Genomic DNA, 17834 nt, shown 5'->3' on the forward strand with positions numbered 1-17834 from the left:
TCGGTTTTCCGCGGGATCGCGCGCGAAGCGCGTGGTGTCCTCCCCGGAAGTGTATGGGGAGACGGAGGAAAACCCGCTTAGCAGAACGTAGACGGTGCGGTTATAAAAGCTTTCTCAAAATCCCTAAATCAACCGTGACCGTCGGTTCCCCCATGCACCTCTCGCCCGCCGCCGTCGCCGACGAGCGCGACTGGGTCCGCGACCGAACCGAGGTGGTGACGCTCGTCAACCGCGTCCGCGCCGACCTCGGCGAGGCGTTCGACGTCGACGTCGACGCCGTCACCGAGGCCGCGTATCGCGCGGAGGTCGACGCCGTCTTCGCCGACGGCGACCTCGCCGTCAACGTCGCGGCGCTGGTCGGCCTCCTCAGGGACCTGGACGTCGAGGACGACTACCCCGGCTTCGTCGTCGACGAACTCCTCGGCCGCGAACTCGCCGGGATGCTCGCCGGCAACCAGCCCCTGCGCCTGCTCGGCGAGGCCACCTTCCACTACGCGGACGTGGGCCACCACCCCGACGCCGAGACCGCACCGGACCGCGAGGCGGCGGAACCGGCGGGCGTCGACGACCTGGAGGCCGCGCTCGCCGCGGGGTTCCAGACCCGGCTTCCGGGGTGGGACTGGCGCGAGGAGGAGAGTCCGTTCTCGGTCGAGTAGGCCGGTCACCGTCGCCCGGACCGGTCCCGACGCGGCGGGGCTAGTCCAGTATCGCCGCGTCTCGAAGCCTGCGTCGTCCTAACCGCCGAACGTCTATCGCCTCCGACCGGACCGACTCGACGGGCACGAACCGGGCGTCCGCGGCGTCGGAACCGGCCGTCGCCTCGCCCTCGGTCGCGGCGCGGTCGACGCGGTAGTTTATCGAGCGATGGTTCGCCCGCGGACCTTCCGACAGGACCGTTCCGACGAGTTCCAGGTCGGCGGGGTCCGCGACGGGTCCCGTCTCCTCGGCGAGTTCGCGGGCGGCGGCCTCGCGTGCCGGTTCGTCGTACTCCGGATGGCCAGCCGGGAGGTCCCAGCGACCTGCGTCCCGGCCTCCGGCGCGCCGAATCAACAGGACGCGGTCGTCCTCGCGGACCGTCACGCTCGTCGTCGGTACTGACTGTCGCCACCACGTGCGGTCGCAGGACGGACAGTGGTCCCGGTCCCTCCCTTCGAACTCGACGGTCGCCAGTTCGCCACCGCAGTCGGGGCAGTAGTCCGGAGCGACTGCTATCATCGAGTTCGACCGCGCACCGCGTCCCCATCAATTCCAGGTAATTCGATAAGTCTATTCGGCAAGGGTTCGAGCGAGCGCCCGTGCAACACGCGACGCTCTGTTACCCCATCGAGGACGAACGCGTCCTGCTCATCCGCAAGAAGCGCGGTCTCGGCGACGGGAAGTACGTCGGTCCCGGCGGCAAGCTGGAGGCGGGCGAGACGCCCCGCGAGTGCGTCGTCCGGGAGGTCGAGGAGGAGGTGGGCGTGACGGTCCGGGACCCGGAGAAGGTCGGCGAGTTCCGGTTCGTCTTCGGCGACGACCCCCGGATGTACGTTCACGTCTTCCGCGCGTACGACTTCGAGGGGACGCCGACGGAGACGCCGGAGGCGGACCCCGAGTGGTTCGCGTTCGACGACGTTCCGTACGACGAGATGTGGGACGACGACCGACTCTGGCTCCCGCACCTGTTCGAGGGCGAGACGTTCGAGGGGACGTTTCGCTTCGACGCCGACGGCGAGGAGATGGTCGACCACGAACTGACGTTCGGCGTGGCGCTCTGACGCGACGACCGTCCGTCGCCGGCCCCTCGCGCGTCCTCCGGCGCCGTCCCGTCAGCGTCGAACACGGCGGGTTTATTATTCTCGTGACTGACCATCGAGTATGAGCGACGACGAACAGGAACTCGGGATAACCGAGCGCAAGGAGTACAGTCCCGGCGAGTGGTACGCCGAAGTGGTGAAGAAAGCGGAACTCGCCGACTACGCGCCGATGGGCGGGTTCATCGTCACTCGGCCCCGGGGGTACGCGCTGTGGGAGGGCCTCCAGGACCACCTCGACTCGTGGTTCAAGGACACCGGGTCGCAGAACGCCTACTTCCCGGCGCTCATCCCCGAGAGCTACCTCGAACGCGAGAGCGACATCGTCGAGGGGTTCGACCCCGAGGTGGCGTGGGTCACCCACGGCGGCCACGACGAACTCGACGAGCGACTCGCCTTCCGACCCACGAGCGAGAGCATCATCACGCCGTTCATGAGCGAGTGGGTCCGCAGCCACCGCGACCTGCCCATGCGGTTGAACCAGTGGTGTAGCGTCGTCCGCTGGGAGGCGACGGAGACGAAGCCGTTCTTCCGGACGAAGGAGTTCCTCTGGCAGGAGGGCCACACCGCACACGAGACCGAGGAAGAGGCGTGGGACGAGACGATGACCCGTCTCGGCCAGTACGAGCGCGTCATGGAGGAGGTGCTCGCGGTGCCGGTCATGCGCGGGCGCAAACCGGCACACGACAAGTTCCCCGGCGCGCACACGACGACGACGGTGGAGGCGCTGATGCCCGACGGCAAGTCCGTCCAGAGCGCGACGAGCCACTACCTCGGCCAGGGGTTCGCGGAGGCGTACGACCTCGTCTTCACCGACGAGAACGAGGACGAGCGGGTCGCCCACACGACCTCGTGGGGGCTGTCGTGGCGCGCGCTCGGCGCGCTCATCATGACCCACAGCGACGACCAGGGGTTCGTCTGTCCGCCCACCATCGCGCCCGAACAGGTCGTCATCGTCCCCATCTGGAACGAGGAGAACCGGGAGAAGGTGCTGTCGTACGCCGAGGGCGTCGCGGACGACCTGGAGGAGGCCGGCATCCGCGTCGAACTCGACGACCGCGACGAGCGCAACCCCGGCTTCAAGTTCAACGAGTGGGAGCTCAAGGGCGTCCCCGTGCGGTTCGAGATCGGACCGAACGAGGTCGAGGACGACGAGGTCACCGTCGTCCACCGCCCCGACGGCGAGAGCGTCACCGAGGAGCGCGTCGACGTCGCCGAGACCACCCGCGACCACTTCGACGCCGTCTTCGACAAACTGTACGAGGCCGCGGAGGAGAACTTAGAGGAGAACGTCCGCGAAGCCTACGAGGTCCCCCAGATTCTCGGCACCATCGGCCAGCACGGCGGCTACGTCAAGACGCCGTGGTGCGGCGACGAGGCCTGCGAGACGGTCGTCAAGGACGAGATCGCCGCCGAAATCGTGATGCTCCCGCTGGACCGCGACGAGGAACCCATCGGCGAGGAGTGTGCGGTCTGTGGCGACGCGGCCGAAGAGACCGCGTACTTCGCGAAGTCGTACTGAGTCCGCGACCGCCCTTTCGCGACGGCGCGTTTCTCACAGCGGGGTTCGCTCTGGCCCGTACGGTCTCTCCCGGACGAACCACGCACACCGAGACCCGGATGCCGTTCGTTCTATCGGCCTTCTGACCGTACGAATCGTAGCGTCCAGAAACCAGAATCGCGGCGTTGCAGGAGCCGGCGTCCGCGCTTCGGGTGTACGAACGAGGACTCGTGGACGGGGAGTTCCGCCTGCGTGCAAGCGAACCGACGGCATCGTCGGCGCCAGAGTTTATCAAAAACTGAAATGTTAGAAACGTTTTAGAAACGCGGGTGAGGTAGAGGAGATATGGCCGAAGTCAATCTCGACGAGAAAGATTTCGATATCCTCCGCTGGCTGGACAGGGACGGCGACATCGACGTCGACGAGGTGAGCGAGGAACTCGGCATCAGCACCTCGACGGTGTACTATCGCCTCGACAAGTACCGAAAGCAGGGCATCGTCTCGGGCACCGTCTCGAAACTGGACGCCGACGAACTCGGCCTCGAACTGACGGCCATCACCGAGATACGGTGCGATTACGAGTCCGAGTACGACGAACTCGGCGAGCGACTCTGCGACGTGTCGGGCGTGCGAACGGTGTACTTCGTGCTCGGGGAGCAGTCGTTCACGCTCGTCTCGCACCTCCGCGACCACGACCACCTCCAGGAGTACGTCAACCGCATCGTCGACATCGAGGGCGTCGACCACTCCTCGACGCGGGTGGTGCTGGAGACGTTCAAAGACGAGGAGCGCCTGCTCGTCAACTACGACGAAAACGACCTGGAAGCGCTCATCGAAAGCGCGTAACCGCCGCGACCCCCCGGTGACCGTTCATCTTCCTCTCTCGAGCAAAGAGGGACGAACGAACTTTTTTCTCCGGATTCAATTCTATATTTCGAATATCTTTGCCATATTGTCTCCGTTCGTCCACTATATAAGGGAGTATATTTGACAATAACATACACTTGGTCCTTCAGGAGTAGCCTCTTGTATGGGTTTGCCATCCGTCCGCACATGACTCAGTCGACTCTCGCCGACTCGACCGACCAGCGGTCGAACTGCGGCGTCGGCGTCGTGATGGACCTCGACGGTGACGGGGGTCACGGCGTCGTCGCCGACGCACTCGAACTGCTCGCGAACCTCGAACACCGCGGCACCACCGGCGCGGAGCAGAACACCGGTGACGGTGCGGGCGTCCTTCTCCGGCAACCGCGCGCGTTCTTCGACGCCGAACTCGACCGCGACCTCCCGGCCGAGTACGCCGTCGGCCAGCTCTTTCTTCCACGGGACGCCGCCGCGCGCGACGAATGTCGGACCCTCGTCGAGGACGCGCTGGCCGAGGAGGGCCTCGACCTCTTCCACTGGCGCGAGGTACCGACGGACGACGAGGGGCTCGGCGCGACCGCGGTCGCGTCAGAGCCGGCCGTCTACCAGTGTTTCGTCCGCCCGGCGGCGGGGCAGTCGACCGACGAGTTCGACCGCTCGCTGTACGTCGGCCGTCGTGCGGTCGAGCGGGCGGTCGACGAGCGCGCGGCCGACCCGGACGCGGACGTGGACGAGGCCGCCGCCGACCACTTCTACGTCTGCTCGCTCGACCGCCAGACCCTCGTCTACAAGGGGCTCCTGAAAGGCGACCAGCTGGCCGACTACTACCCGGACCTCACGGACGACCGCCTCGGGTCGGCGTTCGCGCTGGTCCACGCTCGCTTCTCGACGAACACGCTCGGAGCGTGGCATCTCGCGCATCCGTACCGCAACGTCGTCCACAACGGCGAGATAAACACCATCCAGGGGAACGCCAACTGGATGGCGGCCCGGGAGAGCGACCTCGACAGCGACCGCTTCGACGCAGACAGGCTCACCCCGGTCACGACCGCCGACGGGAGCGACACGGCCGTCCTCGACGACGTGCTCGAACTGCTGGTCGAGGACGGTCGCGAGTTGCCCCACGCGCTCCGGATGCTCGTCCCGGAGGCGTGGCGCGGACGTGACGTGAGCGACGACCGCGAGGCGTGGTACGACTTCCACGCCTCGCTGGTCGAACCCTGGGACGGCCCCGCGCTGGTCGTCGCGACCGACGGCGAGCGCGTCGGCGCGGTGCTCGACCGCAACGGGTTGCGCCCGTGCCGGTACGACGTGACGACCGACGGCCGGCTCGTGATGGCCAGCGAGGCGGGGGCGCTCGACCACGACCCCGGGGCCGTCGCCGAGCGCGGCCGGCTCGAACCCGGCCAGCTGTTTCTCGCCGACCCCGAGCAAGGCCGCATCGTACCGGACGAGGAGGTGTTCGCCGACCTCACGGACGAGCGATACGCCGAGTGGGTCGACGCAGAGCAGGTCGAACTCGACGACCTGCCGGACGCCGCGGCCGACGTCGCGCCCCGGAGCCGGGTCGAGTCGCTGCGCGCCCACCAGGCGCTCTACGGCTACAGCCGCGACGAACTCGACGAACTGCTGGAGCCGATGGCGACCGCGGGCAAGGACCCCGTCGGCTCGATGGGCGACGACACGCCGCTGTCGGTACTGTCCGACTTCAACCGGCCGCTGTTCTCGTACTTCAAGCAACTGTTCGCGCAGGTGACGAACCCGCCGCTGGACTACATCAGGGAGGAACTCGTGACGAGCCTCGAGAGTCGACTCGGACCGCAGCGCAACCTCCTCGACGAGTCGCCCGCCCACGCCCGGCAACTGGTCGCCGACTCGCCCGTGCTGTCGGACGCCGAGACGGCCGCCATCCGGAACCTCGACGGCGACGGCGAGGCGCTCCGGAGCGAGACGGTCGACGCGACCTTCGACCCCGCCACCGCGCTCGAAGACGCGGTCGAGCGACTGCGCGCCGACGCCCGCGCGGCGGTCGAGGGCGGCGCGGACGTGGTCGTCCTCTCGGACCGGGCGGCCGGCGAGGAGCGCGTGCCGATTCCGAGTCTGCTGGCGACCGGCGCGGTCCACCACGACCTCGTCCGTCGCGGCCTCCGCGCCCGGACCGGCCTCGTCGTGGAGTCGGGTGACCCGCGGACCGTCCACCACCTCGCGACCCTCGTCGGCTACGGCGCGGGCGCGGTGAACCCCTACCTCGCCTACCAGTCCATCGCCGACCTCGTGGCCGGTCCCGACGGCGCGGACGCCGAGACGGCGGTCGCGGCGTACGTCTCGGCGCTGGAGGACGGCCTGCTGAAGACGATGGCCAAGATGGGCATCTCGACCGTCGAGAGCTACCAGGGAGCGCAGGTGTTCGAGGCGGTCGGCCTCGACTCCGACTTCGTCGCGGAGTACTTCGAGGGGACCGAGAACCGCACGGAGGGCGTCGGCGTCGAGGAGATAGAGGCCGACCTCCGGGAGCGCCACGAGGCGGCGTTCGACGACCCCGACGTCGAGCGTCGCGGCGAGTTCGAGCACCGTTCGAACGGCATCCACCACCAGTGGAATCCGAGCACCGTGGGCGCGCTCCAGAGCGCGGTCCGGCGGGACGACCCGGAGCAGTACGCGGAGTTCGCCGAGCAGGTCAACGACCAGGAGGGACGGCTCCAGACCCTGCGCGGCCTGCTCGAGTTCGACGCCGGGGACCGCGAGTCGATTCCGGTCGAGGACGTAGAACCCGTCTCCGACATCGTCGAGCGGTTCTCGACGGCCGCGATGAGCCTCGGGTCGCTCTCCCCGGAAGCTCACGAGAACAACGCGGAGGCGATGGCCCGCACGGGCGGGAAGGCAAACACCGGCGAGGGCGGGGAACCGCCGGAGCGGTTCGGCACCGACCGGGAGTGTTCGGTCAAGCAGGTCGCCAGCGGTCGGTTCGGCGTCACCAGCGAGTACCTCGCGTCGGCCGACGAGATCCAGATAAAGATGGCCCAGGGGTCGAAACCCGGCGAGGGCGGCCACCTTCCGGGGAGCAAGGTGAACGAGATGATAGCCGACGTGCGCTACGCGACGCCCGGCGTCGGTCTCATCTCGCCGCCGCCCCAGCACGACATCTACAGCATCGAGGACCTGAAACAGCTCGTCCACGACCTCAAGGTGGCGAACGAGGACGCCGACGTGAACGTCAAACTCGTCTCGGAGGCCGGCATCGGCACCATCGCGGCGGGCGTCGCCAAGGCCAACGCCGACGTGGTCCACGTCTCGGGTCACTCCGGCGGGACGGGTGCGAGTCCGCGCACCTCCATCAAGCACGCTGGCCTCCCGTGGGAACTCGGACTGGCCGAGGCGAACCAGATGCTGCGCCAGACCGGCCTCCGCTCGCGCATCCGGGTGAGCGTCGACGGCGGCTTGAAGACCGGCCGCGACGTGGCGGTCGCCGCGCTGCTCGGCGGGGAGGAGTTCGTCTTCGGCACCGCCAGCCTCGTCACCAGCGGTTGCGTGATGGCCCGCCAGTGCCACGAGAACACCTGTCCGGTCGGCATCGCCACGCAGGACGAGGACCTCCGCAGCCGGTTCCCCGGCGAACCGGAACACGTCGTCAACTACATGCAGTTCATCGCGACCGAACTCCGGGAGATAATGGCCGACCTCGGCTTCGAGACGGTCGAGGAGATGGTCGGCCGGGTGGACGTCCTCGACCAGCGCGACACCGACCACCCGAAGGCCCGGGACCTCGACCTCTCGGCCGTCCTGGCGGACCCCGCGACGGCCGCGAGCGGATCGGCCGGCGACGCGGGCGGGCACGCGGCGTCGACCGCGCGCACGAAGATTCGCGAGCAGGACCACGACATCGACGACCACCTCGACCGCGACCTGCTCGCCGACGCCGAACCCGCCCTGGCAGACGGCGTGCCGGTCGAACTCGACCGCACCATCTCGAACGAGGACCGGTCGGTCGGCGCGATGCTCTCCGGAGAGATATCGAAGCGCCACGGCGGCGACGGACTCCCGGACGGCACCGTCACCTGTCGGTTCGAGGGGACCGCCGGCCAGAGCTTCGGCGCGTTCCTCGCGTCCGGCGTCTCCATGCACCTCGACGGCGCGGCCAACGACTACGTGGGCAAGGGACTGTCGGGCGGTCGCGTCGTCGTCCGCACGCCAGACGAAGCGCCGTACGCCGCCGACGAGAACACGCTCGTCGGCAACGTCGCCCTCTACGGTGCGACCCAGGGCGAGGCGTACGTCAACGGCGTCGCGGGCGAGCGCTTCGCCGTCCGCAACAGCGGCGTCACGGCGGTCGTCGAGGGCGTCGGCGACCACGGCTGCGAGTACATGACCGGCGGCGTCGTCGCCGTCCTCGGTGAGACGGGCCAGAACTTCGCGGCCGGCATGAGCGGTGGCGTGGCGTACGTCCTCGACGAGAGCGGCGACTTCGCCGACCGGGTCAACCCCGGGATGGTGTCGGTGCGCGACGTGAGCGAGCGCGACGAGCGCGTGCTGCGCCGCCTCGTCGAGAACCACGCCGCGTACACGGACAGCGCGAAGGCCGAGGAACTGCTCGCGAACTGGGAGACCGCCCTCTCGCAGTTCGTGACGGTGATGCCCGAGGCGTACGAGCGGGCCGTCACCGAGGACGGCCGCGAGGACGTTCGCGCGTCGCTGCCGGACGCGGTCGCCGAGCCGTCGGACGTTCCCCCGCTCGCCGGCGGGGCCGACTGACGGCGGGCGGAGATTTATACCGGAAGCCGGGACCAACCCCGGCGTGAACCGACGAACCTACCTCGCGCTGGCCAGCGCCGGAATCGCGTCGCTCGCCGGCTGTTCGGACGCGTTCGGGAACGGAACGCCGATCGACGCCCCGTGTCCGACGTTCGACGACGCCGACCGGACGATATGCGCCCACACTGCCGACGACCCGCCGGCGCTCCTCGACCCCGGCCGCTGGACCGTGACCGAGGGACGCCAGACGGTGCTCCGATTCACGCTGACGAACCGTACCGACGACGAGGTGACGTTCAACCCGCAGCCGACGCTCGAACGCCGCGAAGACGGCGACTGGACCCGCGTCGCGCCGCTGGTTCGCAGCGCCGACTCGAAGGCGCTCCGTCCGGACGGGGAGTTCGACTGGCGACTCGTGTTCGGTACTCTCCCCGACCGCCTTTCCTCGACCGGCAGTGGGAACGCGACCGAGAGCGGACGAACGACCGAGAGTAGACGAACGACCAGCGACGCGTACACGGTCCCGGCGCTCGGCCTGGACGCCGGACTGTGCGCGCTGACCGTCAGCGTCTCGCTCGCCGGTGACGCGATTCGCTGCGTCGCGCCGTTCCGGGTTACGGCGGCCGGGACGACCACCGACGGCTGACCGGCGGTCGACCGGGATGTCAGAGGTACGAAGCGTCCCAGCGGGCGGCCTTGCGCTCGTTGCCGCACTCGTTGCAGTGGATACGCTCCATGCTGTCCATCGCGTTGTCGACGCTCTCGCAGTTCGCGCAGAAGTAGCCGTAGCGGTTCTCGCAGGCCTCGTCGCTGAACGTGACGAAGAACGGTCCCTTCGACCCGCGACTGCTCTCGGCGCGGTTGATGTACAGCGTCTCCCCGTCGAACTCCCGGGTTTCCAGAATCTCGGCCTCCTCGGTCCTGGCGTAGACGTTCTCGTCGAACTCCTCGCCGGCGATTTCGGCGGTCCGCTCGCCGACCTTCCTGAAGCCGTGGCTCTCGTAGAACTCGACGCCGTCCTCGTTGTCGGCGAGCACGTAGCCCGACAGCGTCTCGTTGCCGCGCTCCTCGAGTTCCTCCTGGGTCCGCCCGAGCAGCGTCGTCGCGACGCCGCTGTCGCGGTGGTCGGGGTCGACGTGTAGCCAGAGGACGTTCGCCTCGGGAACCTCCGGCAGCACCTCGCTCTGGGAGAACCCGACGACGTCGCCGCCCTCCATCGCCACGAGGAACAGCGTCCCCTGGCTCTGGAGTTCGGACTCCAGGCGGTCCTCGGCGTACCACTCCTCGACGGCGTGTTCGATGACGTCTTCGTCGAGGACGTGGGAGTACGACGCGGTGAGCGACCGGGCGGCGACGTCCTGAATCCCGGCGAGGTCTTCGGTTCGTGCTTCGCGCACTTGCATAGTACCGGAGTACTCGCTCCTTTGGGGTAAACGTTCTGTCGGCCGTTCCGACACGGGCGTCACCGCGCCGGACCGTTCCGCCGGTACGCGCCGCCTCGCCGCCTCCGGTATCGTTTTCCGCTCCGCAACGCAACCGATTCGGCATGGACACCGCACTCGTCGTCGGCGGCACGCGGTTCATCGGCCGCCATCTCGTCTCCGAACTGCTCGACCACGGCTACGACGTGACCACCTTCAACCGCGGGAACCACGACGACCCGTTCGCGGACGACGACCGCGTCGCTCGCGTCGAGGGCGACCGGACGAACGACTCCGCGCTGGAGCTGGCCCGGGACGAGGTCGACCCCGACGCCGTCTTCGACTGCGTGGCGTACAAGCCGAAGGACGTGCGGGCCGCCACGGAGATATTCTCCGACGTCGACGCCTACGTCTACATCTCCAGCGGGGCCGCCTACGGCGCAGAGGAGATTCCGAAGCGGGAGGACGAGACGGAGCTTCGAGACTGCACGACCGAACAGGCCACCGACGACTCCCACGAGTCGTACGGCGCTCGCAAGGCGGAGGGCGACCGCGCCGTCTTCGCCGCCGCGGGGCGGGGGAGTCGGGGGTCCGGTGGAGGGTCGGAGCCGTCGCGGTCCGTCGACGGCGTGAACGCGATGAGCGTCCGCCCCTGCATCGTCTACGGTCCCCACGACTACACCGAGCGCCTGGACTTCTGGATAGACCGCGTGGCGAACTACGACCGCGTCCTCGTGCCGGGCGACGGGACCAACGTCTGGCACCGCGCCTACGTCGAGGACGTGGCGAGCGCGCTCCGCGTCGTCGCCGAGGAGGGGACGCCCGGCGAGGCGTACAACGTCGGCGACCGCCGCCTCGTGACGCTCGGCGAGATGGTCGAGGTCATCGCCGACGCGCTGGACACCGACGTCGAGGTGGTCACCGCCAGCGACCGGGAACTGTCCGCGGGCAACATCTCGACGGACGACTACGTGCTCTACCGCGAGTACCCGCACGTCCTCGCCACGAACAAACTCGCCTCGCTGGGCTGGGAGTCGACGCCCCTCCGCGAGGCGATGGCGCGCTCCGTCGCCGACTACCGGGAGAGCGACCGGGACGGCAGCGAGTACGACCCCGGCAGGGAGAACGAGGAGCGCGTCCTCGGCGTCCTCGACACCATCTGAGCGGTTTCGCCGGACCCTCCGGGGCGGGTCGGCGCTTTCGGCGTGACGATACCGGCCGGCGCGGAAATCGAGCGGCCGTTCAGTCCAGCGCGGACGGCGTGAAGTCGGGGTAGACGAGCAAGACGACTCCCAGGAGGGTGAACGTCAGCGGGTCGTACGGGACGGCGAGCGGACCGTCCGTCATCGTCGAGAGCCCGACCAGCAACAGCGGGACGCCGGCGACCGTCGTCGCCCGGCGTTCCCACGCCGGCACCAGCTCGCGGTGCGTTTCCTCCGGACTCTGGAGGAGTCTCGCGATGGCTCGACCGACGAGGACGAAAGCGGACAGCGACGCGAGCGCGTTCACGACTCCGGCGAACGGAGGCATACGACGACTGACGTGTAAGGGATGAAAAACGTTTCGCAGCGGTCCGAACGCCCGCCGGATGCGCGTACTCCGCCTTCGCGGCGAGTTTCGTCGGAGAACGTGCGTTCAGAAAGTGCCCGCGAGGCGACCGTCAGTGAACTCTGGCGACGACCGTCGCCTGCTGCGACGGTGAAAGCGAGTCCGGGACGATTCGGCGGCCATCCCGGACTATCGTATCACGTCGACCGGATCTTCGGCGCTTATCCATGCGCGGACGGAGTCCTCGGCGCGAAGTTCGAACCGGCCGCCGCGGTAGTACCCCACGACGCGAGGTTCGGTCTGCTGCTCGGGCATCTCCTCTCTTCCTACGAGGGCTTCCCGCCTAACTATGAGGCAGTTAACGACCCGGAAGCTGTTGGCTGGAACCGACGCCGTTCCCTACGGAACCGTCGCGCTCGTCGGCACGCGCTCGGAAGAGGTCGACGCCTGCAGCTATTAAGGACCGTCTAAGGGCCGCGACGGACCGGTCGCGTCGCCGGCGAGGTGCTGGTCGCCCTCGACGGTCGTCGCGTTACGCGCCCTCGAAGACGAGGTAGCCCACGCGCTCCGCGGACCAGTGGTTCGTCTCGTCGTCGTCGCTGCGCTCCTCGTCGACGTGGACCTCGACGCCGTCGCTGGAGAGGTTACGGTAGCGCACGGTGGCGGTGTCCGGGCCGTTGTACGTCTGGATGTCCGCGACGAACTGGGGGTCGGCGTAGTCGCCGTCGAAGGATATCTCGTGCCAGTCGTCGGTCACCTGCCAGCCGGTTCGCCCGACCTCGAACGGTGCGCCGTCGAGCGTTCCCCGTCCCGGTTCGACGGCGAGATAGCCGACGGACTCCTCGGTGTGCCAACCGCCGGCCTCCCGCTCCTGGAGGCGGACGCCGACGCCGTCGGCGGACACCCACCGATGGCGGCTGACGACCCCGTCCTCGCCGCGCCGGGTCTGGGGCTGGCTGAAGACGACGGGGGTCGAGCCGAACGCCTGGTCGAAGTCGACGTAGGCGAACCGGTGGTCGGTCGTGATGCGACCCACCTCCGCCGCGGGCCCGTCGAGCGAGTGCGTTCCCTCCTCGAGGGCGACGTACCCCAGTCGCTCGCTGGTGTGGGTGCCGTCCTCGTACGCCCACTCGTCGAGGCGGAACTCGAAGCGGTCGTCAGCGACCGAGCGCAGGCGGACGTGGACCGGGTCCGGTCCGTCGTAGGTGGTCGACTTCGCTATCACGACCGGCGCGTCGTACGACTGCGACAGCGACTGGTCGTGCCACTCCCAGGCGGGGTCCTGTCGGACGGTCCTCGTCCCGGACTCGCCGAGCGAGCTGCTGGTCGTTCCGCCGCCGTCCTCGGGTAGATGGCCGGCGATCCAGTCCAGAAGCTCCTGGGTGCCGTGGTGCGGTGCGGTGGTCGCGCCGTCGAGCGCGAGCGTCGGCGTGAACGTGACGCCGACGTCGCCGGCGGCGTACCGGGTCTGGTAGACCGGATCCTCGTAGTCGCCGTCCTTCGCCCGCGAGATGGCGCCCCAGCGATGGTCGACGTCGGAGTCGTTCATCCGGGAGCGCATCTCGTCGTACGTGACCGTTCCGGACACCTGACTCTCGAACATGTCGCGGAAGAACGCCCAGTAGTCGTCGGGGGCGAGGTCCCACGCGCCCATCGCGCACTCGGAGATGCGCGGGTCGCTGTCGGAGATGTAGTAGTACGACGAACCGTGTGAGGACTGTCCCGGCGGTTCGTACGCCAGCGCCCGGTAACGCAGGTCGAGTTTGCCCGGTTCGACGAACTCCTCGACGACCGCTTCGAGGTTGCCGAGCACGAACTCCTTCGTGTACGGGCACTTGAAGTTGCCGTACAGCGTCGCGGTCGGGTTCGACCCTTCACCCATGGTCGCGTACGTGAACTGTCCGGGGTCGCCGGGTACCGGTGCGGTCGACACCGGGTCGGTCGCGTCGTTTGCGCTCGCCGTGCCGGCGAATCCGAACAGTGCTGCACCGCCGGTGAGGCGGAGGAACTGTCGTCGTGTCTCGTTTCGTCCCATTGCAGGTTTTCCGGAGTGGAGAGTCTACCATAAATGGGAAGAACCGTTGAATTTTCTAGACGGGGTCTAAATACGTCCCAGACCGTTGCAAACAGTTGTATGGAGATTCGGACCTGTTCGAACGGGGGTCTTACCAGTTCTGGCCACGGCTCCGTCGGCGCGACCGTTGGACCAACCGTTAGGTACACGTCGGTTCAGGTGTTCGTGTCTGTGAATGGTTCGGCGCAGTTCGAGACGACGGTTTCTCGCCGCCTGTGCGACTGGCGCGTCGGTGCTCGGCGGTTGCATCGGCGCCGGCATGGATCCTCCGCCGGTCGACGTGCGCGGCGCGATGTACCTCCCGGCGCGGGCGTTCAACACCTACCAGATGTGGGGCACCTACGAGCCCGGCGTCACCGAGCGTGACCTGCGGTTCGCCGACCGACTGAACCTCAACGCCGTGCGAGTGTGGCTGAACTACGAGGCGTGGAATCGCGACCCGGAAGGGGTGGGGCGGGCGCTCGACCACTTCCTGAAGACGGCCGACGACCACGACATCCGCGTCGTGCTCGGCATCTTCGAGGGCGTCGGCCGGCCGCCGATTCCGAAGAACCTCCACGACACGGACCCGTGGACGGCTCCCTCGGTCTTCTCGCCGCGCATGGTGGTGATGAAGAACCGCGACCGGTGGGACGGTCCCCGTCAGTTCGTGCGCTGGGTGATGGACCGCCACCGCGACGACGACCGCCTGCTCGCCATCGAGGTGATGAACGAACCCGGCTGGCGCAACTGGAAGAAGCGGTTCGCTCGCGCGATGTTCGAGGTCACCCGCCAGGAGCGCGGTCGCATCCCGCTCACCATCGGCGCGACCAGCCTCGCCAACGCCGCCGAGTACTACGACTGGGGCATCGACGTCGTCCAGTTCCACTACAACTTCGCGGGCTCGCAGGCCACCTTCCGGGACGTGCTCCAGCAGGCCGTCGACCTCCGGGAGAGCACCGACACGCCGGTCTGGCTCTCGGAGTGGCAACGGGTGGTGGACTTCGCCTGGCGGGAGGTCCCGGTACTGCAGCGCGGCCCGAACTACTCCTCGCTCGCCCCGCTCATCCGGGAGACCGGGGTCGGCAACTTCTTCTGGTCGCTCATGCTCAAGCCGGCGTACATGCTCGGCCAGCGTCGTCGGGGCATCCTCAACGGCGTGTTCCACGAGGACGGCGCGGTCTGGAGCAGCGACGACGCCCGCGCCATCAAGTCGATGTCCGGTGAGGAGACCTTCGAGGGCGAACAGCGCCGCGAGTGGCCCGACTGGGCCGCCGAAGTGAAACGCCGCGTCTGACCGTCAGCGTTCGAGTCCGGCGTACGCCAGCACGTCGCCGTAGTCCAGGTTGCCGTCGTCGTCGAAATCCAGTCCCAGTCGCTGGTCGGCGGTCACCGCGTTCGCGCCGAAGTAGTGGGTCGTCACGACCGCGGGGAGCGCGGCGACGTCCCAGACCCCGACCCGGCCGTTCCCGGTCAGGTCCTCGTACCGACCGTCGTCGTCGGCGTCCAGCGGCGGTCCGAGCGAGACCCCGACGCCGAACGCCTCGACGACGAACGGCGCGTACACGCCGACGACGTGGTTTCCGCGCGTCTCGGTCCGCCGGAGGACGTCGTCGCCGGGGTCGGCGAGCGCGACGCCGTGCAGGTTCCTCTCGGCCCTAACGCCGACCACGCGCGCGTCGGCGTTCCGGACGTCGACGCCGATGGCGTTCTCGACGGCGGTCACGCCCCGCACCGTCACGTCCGACGCGTCGCGCACGTAGACGCCGCGGTTCCAGTCGGTGACCCGGAGGTTCCGAACGGTCACGTTCGAGACGTCGGCGACGAGGACGCCGGTCGTGTCGCTGACGCCGTTGCCGTCGACGGCGTGCCCGCGTCCGTCGAGGGTCACGTCGCTCGCCGCGACCTCGATGCAGGCGCTCGAGAGGGGTGGGTTGCCGTTCACGTCGCCGGCGAGGACGTACCGGCCGGGCTCGCCGATGGTCGTGCAGGAGTCGATGCGCGTCGGGGTCACGGCGCGGTCGGCGCTCGCGTCGTCGACCGCCGCGCCGGTGCCGTCGGCGGGAGCGTCCGCCACGCCGCGCGCGTCGGCGGTGACGCCGGAGACGACTCCCGCGAGGACGACTGCGAGCGCGAGTCCGACGACGAGTCCGGACCTGCTGGAGGGCATCATGGACTGTAGCACGCCGTTGTCCCCGTTATAACCTGCGAATCCGCGGTCGGTCGTCGGGGTTCGCCGCCCTCGTTCCGCGGAGTGGCGGTCGGGGCGTCGGACGCTCCACGCTCCTTTTATTGTGTCGGCGCGTACGAAATGGCATGTTGCTCATTCGCGGCGAGGCAGGGGGCACCACCCTGACGGGGACGCTGTACGAGCGCGGCGAGCGCGCGCCCTCGTTCAAGGGAGCGCCGGACGAGGACGCCCCGTACGTGTGGGTCTGCGACGAGTTCTACGAGGTCGAGAGCGGGGGGACCGCCCAGATGGTCAAGGGCGAGGAGGTCAACGTCGCCTTCGAATCGCCGATGCCGCGGGGGTTCGACACGCGCGACCAGGCGCTGACGGCGGCCCGCGAGCACGTCCGCACCCAGTTTCTCCGTATCGGCATCGACGCCGACGACGTCGACGTCACGGTCGAGAAAGCCGAACTTCAGTAGTCCCGTCCCCAGCGGACGGCGTTGTAGTTCTCGTCCAGTTCGCTGTCGAACGACTCCTCGAACCTGTCCAGCAACGAGCGCGTGCTGTCGTGGCTGATGCGGGCGAGTTCGTCGGCCTTCGCGATGACCGTCGGCGGGCCGCGCTCGACGGCGATGGCCTTCAGCACCTGGCGCTCTATCTTCCGCCGACACGCTTCGTCTCGGGTGAACGCGTGCGGCGCTTCTATCTTGTACACCAGGTCGCGCCGCGGGTCGTACACCATGCAGAACGTGACGTCGTACCGGTCGCGGTCCAGGTCGCGGTCGAGGTACCGGTCGGCCTCGCTGCTGCCGAAGAACGCGTCGGACCCGGCCCGCGAGCGGAACCAGTTCGTCAGCGTCAGGTCGTCGGTGACGCGCTCGTACTCGTCGCCGACGCGCTCGCGGCGTTCGAGCACCTGCGAGAAGAAGCCGGCGTCGTGGGCCCACGGTGCGAGCATCTCCTTGTCCCGGAGCGCCCGGACGACCGCCTTCGCGGAGATGTTCTTGACGAACCCGGCGAGCGGCACGTCGCGCTCGACGAACCGCTCGACCAGTCGGACGTAGTTGTCGAGGACGGCGTGGACGGTGGTCGAGTCGTCGAACAGCGCGGGGAGTTCCGTCCCGCGGTCGCGCCAGCGCAGCAGCCCCTTCGGGTAGATGGGACCGTCGAGCAGGAGGAAGTCGGCCACGTCGTCGGCGTGTTCGAGCGCGTGCCGACTCTCGGCGACGTAGAGCGCGAGCGCGTGAACCACGTCCTCCTCGTACTGGTCGCAGCGCGGCGCGTGGACGATGCGGCGCTCGCTGGCCTCGCCGTCGCCGTATCGTTCCCACTCCGTGTCGAAGTCGCGGGAGGTGTCGTTCGTGTGGACCGCCTTGACGACGGTCCGGGAGTCGTGGAGGTCGAGGTCGGAGGGCGTCGCGCTCATGGCGGCGTGGGCCACGTCGACCACGAGTCCGTTCTTGAACACCTTCGGGTTGATGCTGCCCGAGTCGAGGCCGTGCATCGTCGGGAACCGGTCGGCTTCGAGCGCCACGTCCTCGACGTCGACGCAGCGCCGCCGCAGGTCGTCGAGCGGTTCCAGGATTCGCGTGCCGTTTGCGTCGACCAGTGGGTCGAGGAAGTCGTTCCAGACGGTCTCCGCGAGTTCCCGGTGGTCGCGCTCCTCGCCCTCGTAGTCCACCCTGTCGGCCAGCTCTGCGATGCCGTCGAAATGCACCGGGTCGAGGGTCAT

Annotated in this window: 16 protein-coding genes; 9 read left to right on the plus strand and 7 right to left on the minus strand. The window is 68.6% G+C overall.

All coding sequences use genetic code 11. The features are described 5' to 3' along the window. Window positions 1-152 precede the first annotated feature (152 nt). On the plus strand, window positions 153-656 hold the full coding sequence (locus ACTF4R_RS08060; protein ID WP_440007321.1) for a DUF7984 family protein: 504 nt from the start codon (window positions 153-155) through the stop codon (window positions 654-656). Window positions 657-696: 40 nt separating this feature from the next. On the opposite strand, the gene ACTF4R_RS08065 is transcribed toward ACTF4R_RS08060, so the two are convergent. After that, the gene (locus ACTF4R_RS08065) at window positions 697-1215 is read right to left on the minus strand and encodes an NUDIX domain-containing protein (protein WP_440007322.1); all 519 of its coding nucleotides are present in this window, start codon (window positions 1213-1215) and stop codon (window positions 697-699) included. Window positions 1216-1295: 80 nt separating this feature from the next. Between ACTF4R_RS08065 and ACTF4R_RS08070 the strand changes: the two genes are divergently transcribed. From ACTF4R_RS08070 to ACTF4R_RS08090, 5 genes are all read left to right on the plus strand, one after another. Next, window positions 1296-1757, plus strand: coding sequence for an 8-oxo-dGTP diphosphatase (locus tag ACTF4R_RS08070; RefSeq protein WP_440007323.1), 462 nt, complete (start codon window positions 1296-1298; stop codon window positions 1755-1757). A gap of 100 nt (window positions 1758-1857) precedes the next feature. Beyond that, window positions 1858-3315, plus strand: coding sequence for a proline--tRNA ligase (gene proS, locus ACTF4R_RS08075; RefSeq protein WP_440007324.1), 1458 nt, complete (start codon window positions 1858-1860; stop codon window positions 3313-3315). Between the two features lie 324 nt (window positions 3316-3639). After that, a complete protein-coding gene (locus tag ACTF4R_RS08080) occupies window positions 3640-4140 on the plus strand; it encodes an Lrp/AsnC family transcriptional regulator (RefSeq protein ID WP_440007325.1) in 501 nt (166 codons plus the stop codon). Window positions 4141-4347: 207 nt separating this feature from the next. After that, the gene (gene gltB / locus ACTF4R_RS08085; protein WP_440007326.1) at window positions 4348-8907 is read left to right on the plus strand and encodes a glutamate synthase large subunit; all 4560 of its coding nucleotides are present in this window, start codon (window positions 4348-4350) and stop codon (window positions 8905-8907) included. A gap of 43 nt (window positions 8908-8950) precedes the next feature. Next, entirely contained in the window at window positions 8951-9553 is a 603-nt protein-coding gene (locus ACTF4R_RS08090; RefSeq protein WP_440007327.1) for a hypothetical protein, read from the plus strand. 19 nt (window positions 9554-9572) lie between these two features. Here ACTF4R_RS08090 and ACTF4R_RS08095 read toward each other — a convergent pair whose 3' ends face one another. Beyond that, the gene (locus ACTF4R_RS08095; protein ID WP_440007328.1) at window positions 9573-10310 is read right to left on the minus strand and encodes a GNAT family N-acetyltransferase; all 738 of its coding nucleotides are present in this window, start codon (window positions 10308-10310) and stop codon (window positions 9573-9575) included. Window positions 10311-10453: 143 nt separating this feature from the next. Between ACTF4R_RS08095 and ACTF4R_RS08100 the strand changes: the two genes are divergently transcribed. Further along, complete coding sequence (locus tag ACTF4R_RS08100) at window positions 10454-11491, plus strand: NAD-dependent epimerase/dehydratase family protein (RefSeq protein WP_440007329.1); 1038 nt, start codon at window positions 10454-10456, stop codon at window positions 11489-11491. A 79-nt stretch (window positions 11492-11570) separates the two neighbouring features. Here ACTF4R_RS08100 and ACTF4R_RS08105 read toward each other — a convergent pair whose 3' ends face one another. The 3 genes from ACTF4R_RS08105 to ACTF4R_RS08115 all read right to left on the minus strand — a co-directional run bounded on the left by ACTF4R_RS08105 (window position 11571) and on the right by ACTF4R_RS08115 (window position 13911). Continuing rightward, window positions 11571-11858: a hypothetical protein gene (locus ACTF4R_RS08105; RefSeq protein WP_440007330.1), complete on the minus strand. Its 288-nt coding sequence runs from the start codon at window positions 11856-11858 to the stop codon at window positions 11571-11573. A gap of 207 nt (window positions 11859-12065) precedes the next feature. Next, on the minus strand, window positions 12066-12191 hold the full coding sequence (locus tag ACTF4R_RS08110; protein WP_433626985.1) for a hypothetical protein: 126 nt from the start codon (window positions 12189-12191) through the stop codon (window positions 12066-12068). Between the two features lie 217 nt (window positions 12192-12408). Further along, window positions 12409-13911, minus strand: a complete 1503-nt coding sequence (locus ACTF4R_RS08115; RefSeq protein ID WP_440007331.1) for a DsbA family protein — start codon at window positions 13909-13911, stop codon at window positions 12409-12411. Window positions 13912-14125: 214 nt separating this feature from the next. On the opposite strand from ACTF4R_RS08115, the gene ACTF4R_RS08120 reads away from it, so the two are divergent. After that, window positions 14126-15226, plus strand: a complete 1101-nt coding sequence (locus tag ACTF4R_RS08120; protein WP_440007332.1) for a glycoside hydrolase 5 family protein — start codon at window positions 14126-14128, stop codon at window positions 15224-15226. A 3-nt stretch (window positions 15227-15229) separates the two neighbouring features. On the opposite strand, the gene ACTF4R_RS08125 is transcribed toward ACTF4R_RS08120, so the two are convergent. Further along, entirely contained in the window at window positions 15230-16102 is an 873-nt protein-coding gene (locus ACTF4R_RS08125) for a right-handed parallel beta-helix repeat-containing protein (RefSeq protein ID WP_440007333.1), read from the minus strand. 143 nt (window positions 16103-16245) lie between these two features. Here ACTF4R_RS08125 and ACTF4R_RS08130 point away from each other — a divergent pair, with 143 nt between their 5' ends. Then, window positions 16246-16581, plus strand: coding sequence for a DUF7113 family protein (locus ACTF4R_RS08130; RefSeq protein ID WP_433626997.1), 336 nt, complete (start codon window positions 16246-16248; stop codon window positions 16579-16581). Here the strand turns inward: ACTF4R_RS08130 and ACTF4R_RS08135 are convergent. Further along, complete coding sequence (locus ACTF4R_RS08135; RefSeq protein WP_440007334.1) at window positions 16575-17834, minus strand: DNA double-strand break repair nuclease NurA; 1260 nt, start codon at window positions 17832-17834, stop codon at window positions 16575-16577. The two genes, ACTF4R_RS08130 and ACTF4R_RS08135, sit on opposite strands and share 7 nt — an antisense overlap.

Origin of the sequence: Halomicrococcus pelagicus, assembly GCF_051917725.1 — an archaeon.
In the GTDB taxonomy this organism is placed as follows: Archaea; Halobacteriota; Halobacteria; order Halobacteriales; family Haladaptataceae; genus Halomicrococcus.

Excerpts from the sequence above, each read along its gene's own strand:
- ACTF4R_RS08125 (WP_440007333.1), bottom strand. The coding sequence starts at position 16,102 with ATGATGCCCTCCAGCAGGTCCGGACTCGTCGTCGGACTCGCGCTCGCA.
- ACTF4R_RS08135 (WP_440007334.1), bottom strand. The coding sequence starts at position 17,834 with ATGACCCTCGACCCGGTGCATTTCGACGGCATCGCAGAGCTGGCCGAC.
- ACTF4R_RS08120 (WP_440007332.1), top strand. The coding sequence starts at position 14,126 with ATGGTTCGGCGCAGTTCGAGACGACGGTTTCTCGCCGCCTGTGCGACT.
- ACTF4R_RS08110 (WP_433626985.1), bottom strand. The coding sequence starts at position 12,191 with ATGCCCGAGCAGCAGACCGAACCTCGCGTCGTGGGGTACTACCGCGGC.
- ACTF4R_RS08065 (WP_440007322.1), bottom strand. The coding sequence starts at position 1,215 with ATGATAGCAGTCGCTCCGGACTACTGCCCCGACTGCGGTGGCGAACTG.
- ACTF4R_RS08100 (WP_440007329.1), top strand. The coding sequence starts at position 10,454 with ATGGACACCGCACTCGTCGTCGGCGGCACGCGGTTCATCGGCCGCCAT.
- proS (WP_440007324.1), top strand. The coding sequence starts at position 1,858 with ATGAGCGACGACGAACAGGAACTCGGGATAACCGAGCGCAAGGAGTAC.
- ACTF4R_RS08115 (WP_440007331.1), bottom strand. The coding sequence starts at position 13,911 with ATGGGACGAAACGAGACACGACGACAGTTCCTCCGCCTCACCGGCGGT.
- ACTF4R_RS08105 (WP_440007330.1), bottom strand. The coding sequence starts at position 11,858 with ATGCCTCCGTTCGCCGGAGTCGTGAACGCGCTCGCGTCGCTGTCCGCT.
- ACTF4R_RS08130 (WP_433626997.1), top strand. The coding sequence starts at position 16,246 with ATGTTGCTCATTCGCGGCGAGGCAGGGGGCACCACCCTGACGGGGACG.
- ACTF4R_RS08080 (WP_440007325.1), top strand. The coding sequence starts at position 3,640 with ATGGCCGAAGTCAATCTCGACGAGAAAGATTTCGATATCCTCCGCTGG.
- ACTF4R_RS08060 (WP_440007321.1), top strand. The coding sequence starts at position 153 with ATGCACCTCTCGCCCGCCGCCGTCGCCGACGAGCGCGACTGGGTCCGC.
- ACTF4R_RS08095 (WP_440007328.1), bottom strand. The coding sequence starts at position 10,310 with ATGCAAGTGCGCGAAGCACGAACCGAAGACCTCGCCGGGATTCAGGAC.
- gltB (WP_440007326.1), top strand. The coding sequence starts at position 4,348 with ATGACTCAGTCGACTCTCGCCGACTCGACCGACCAGCGGTCGAACTGC.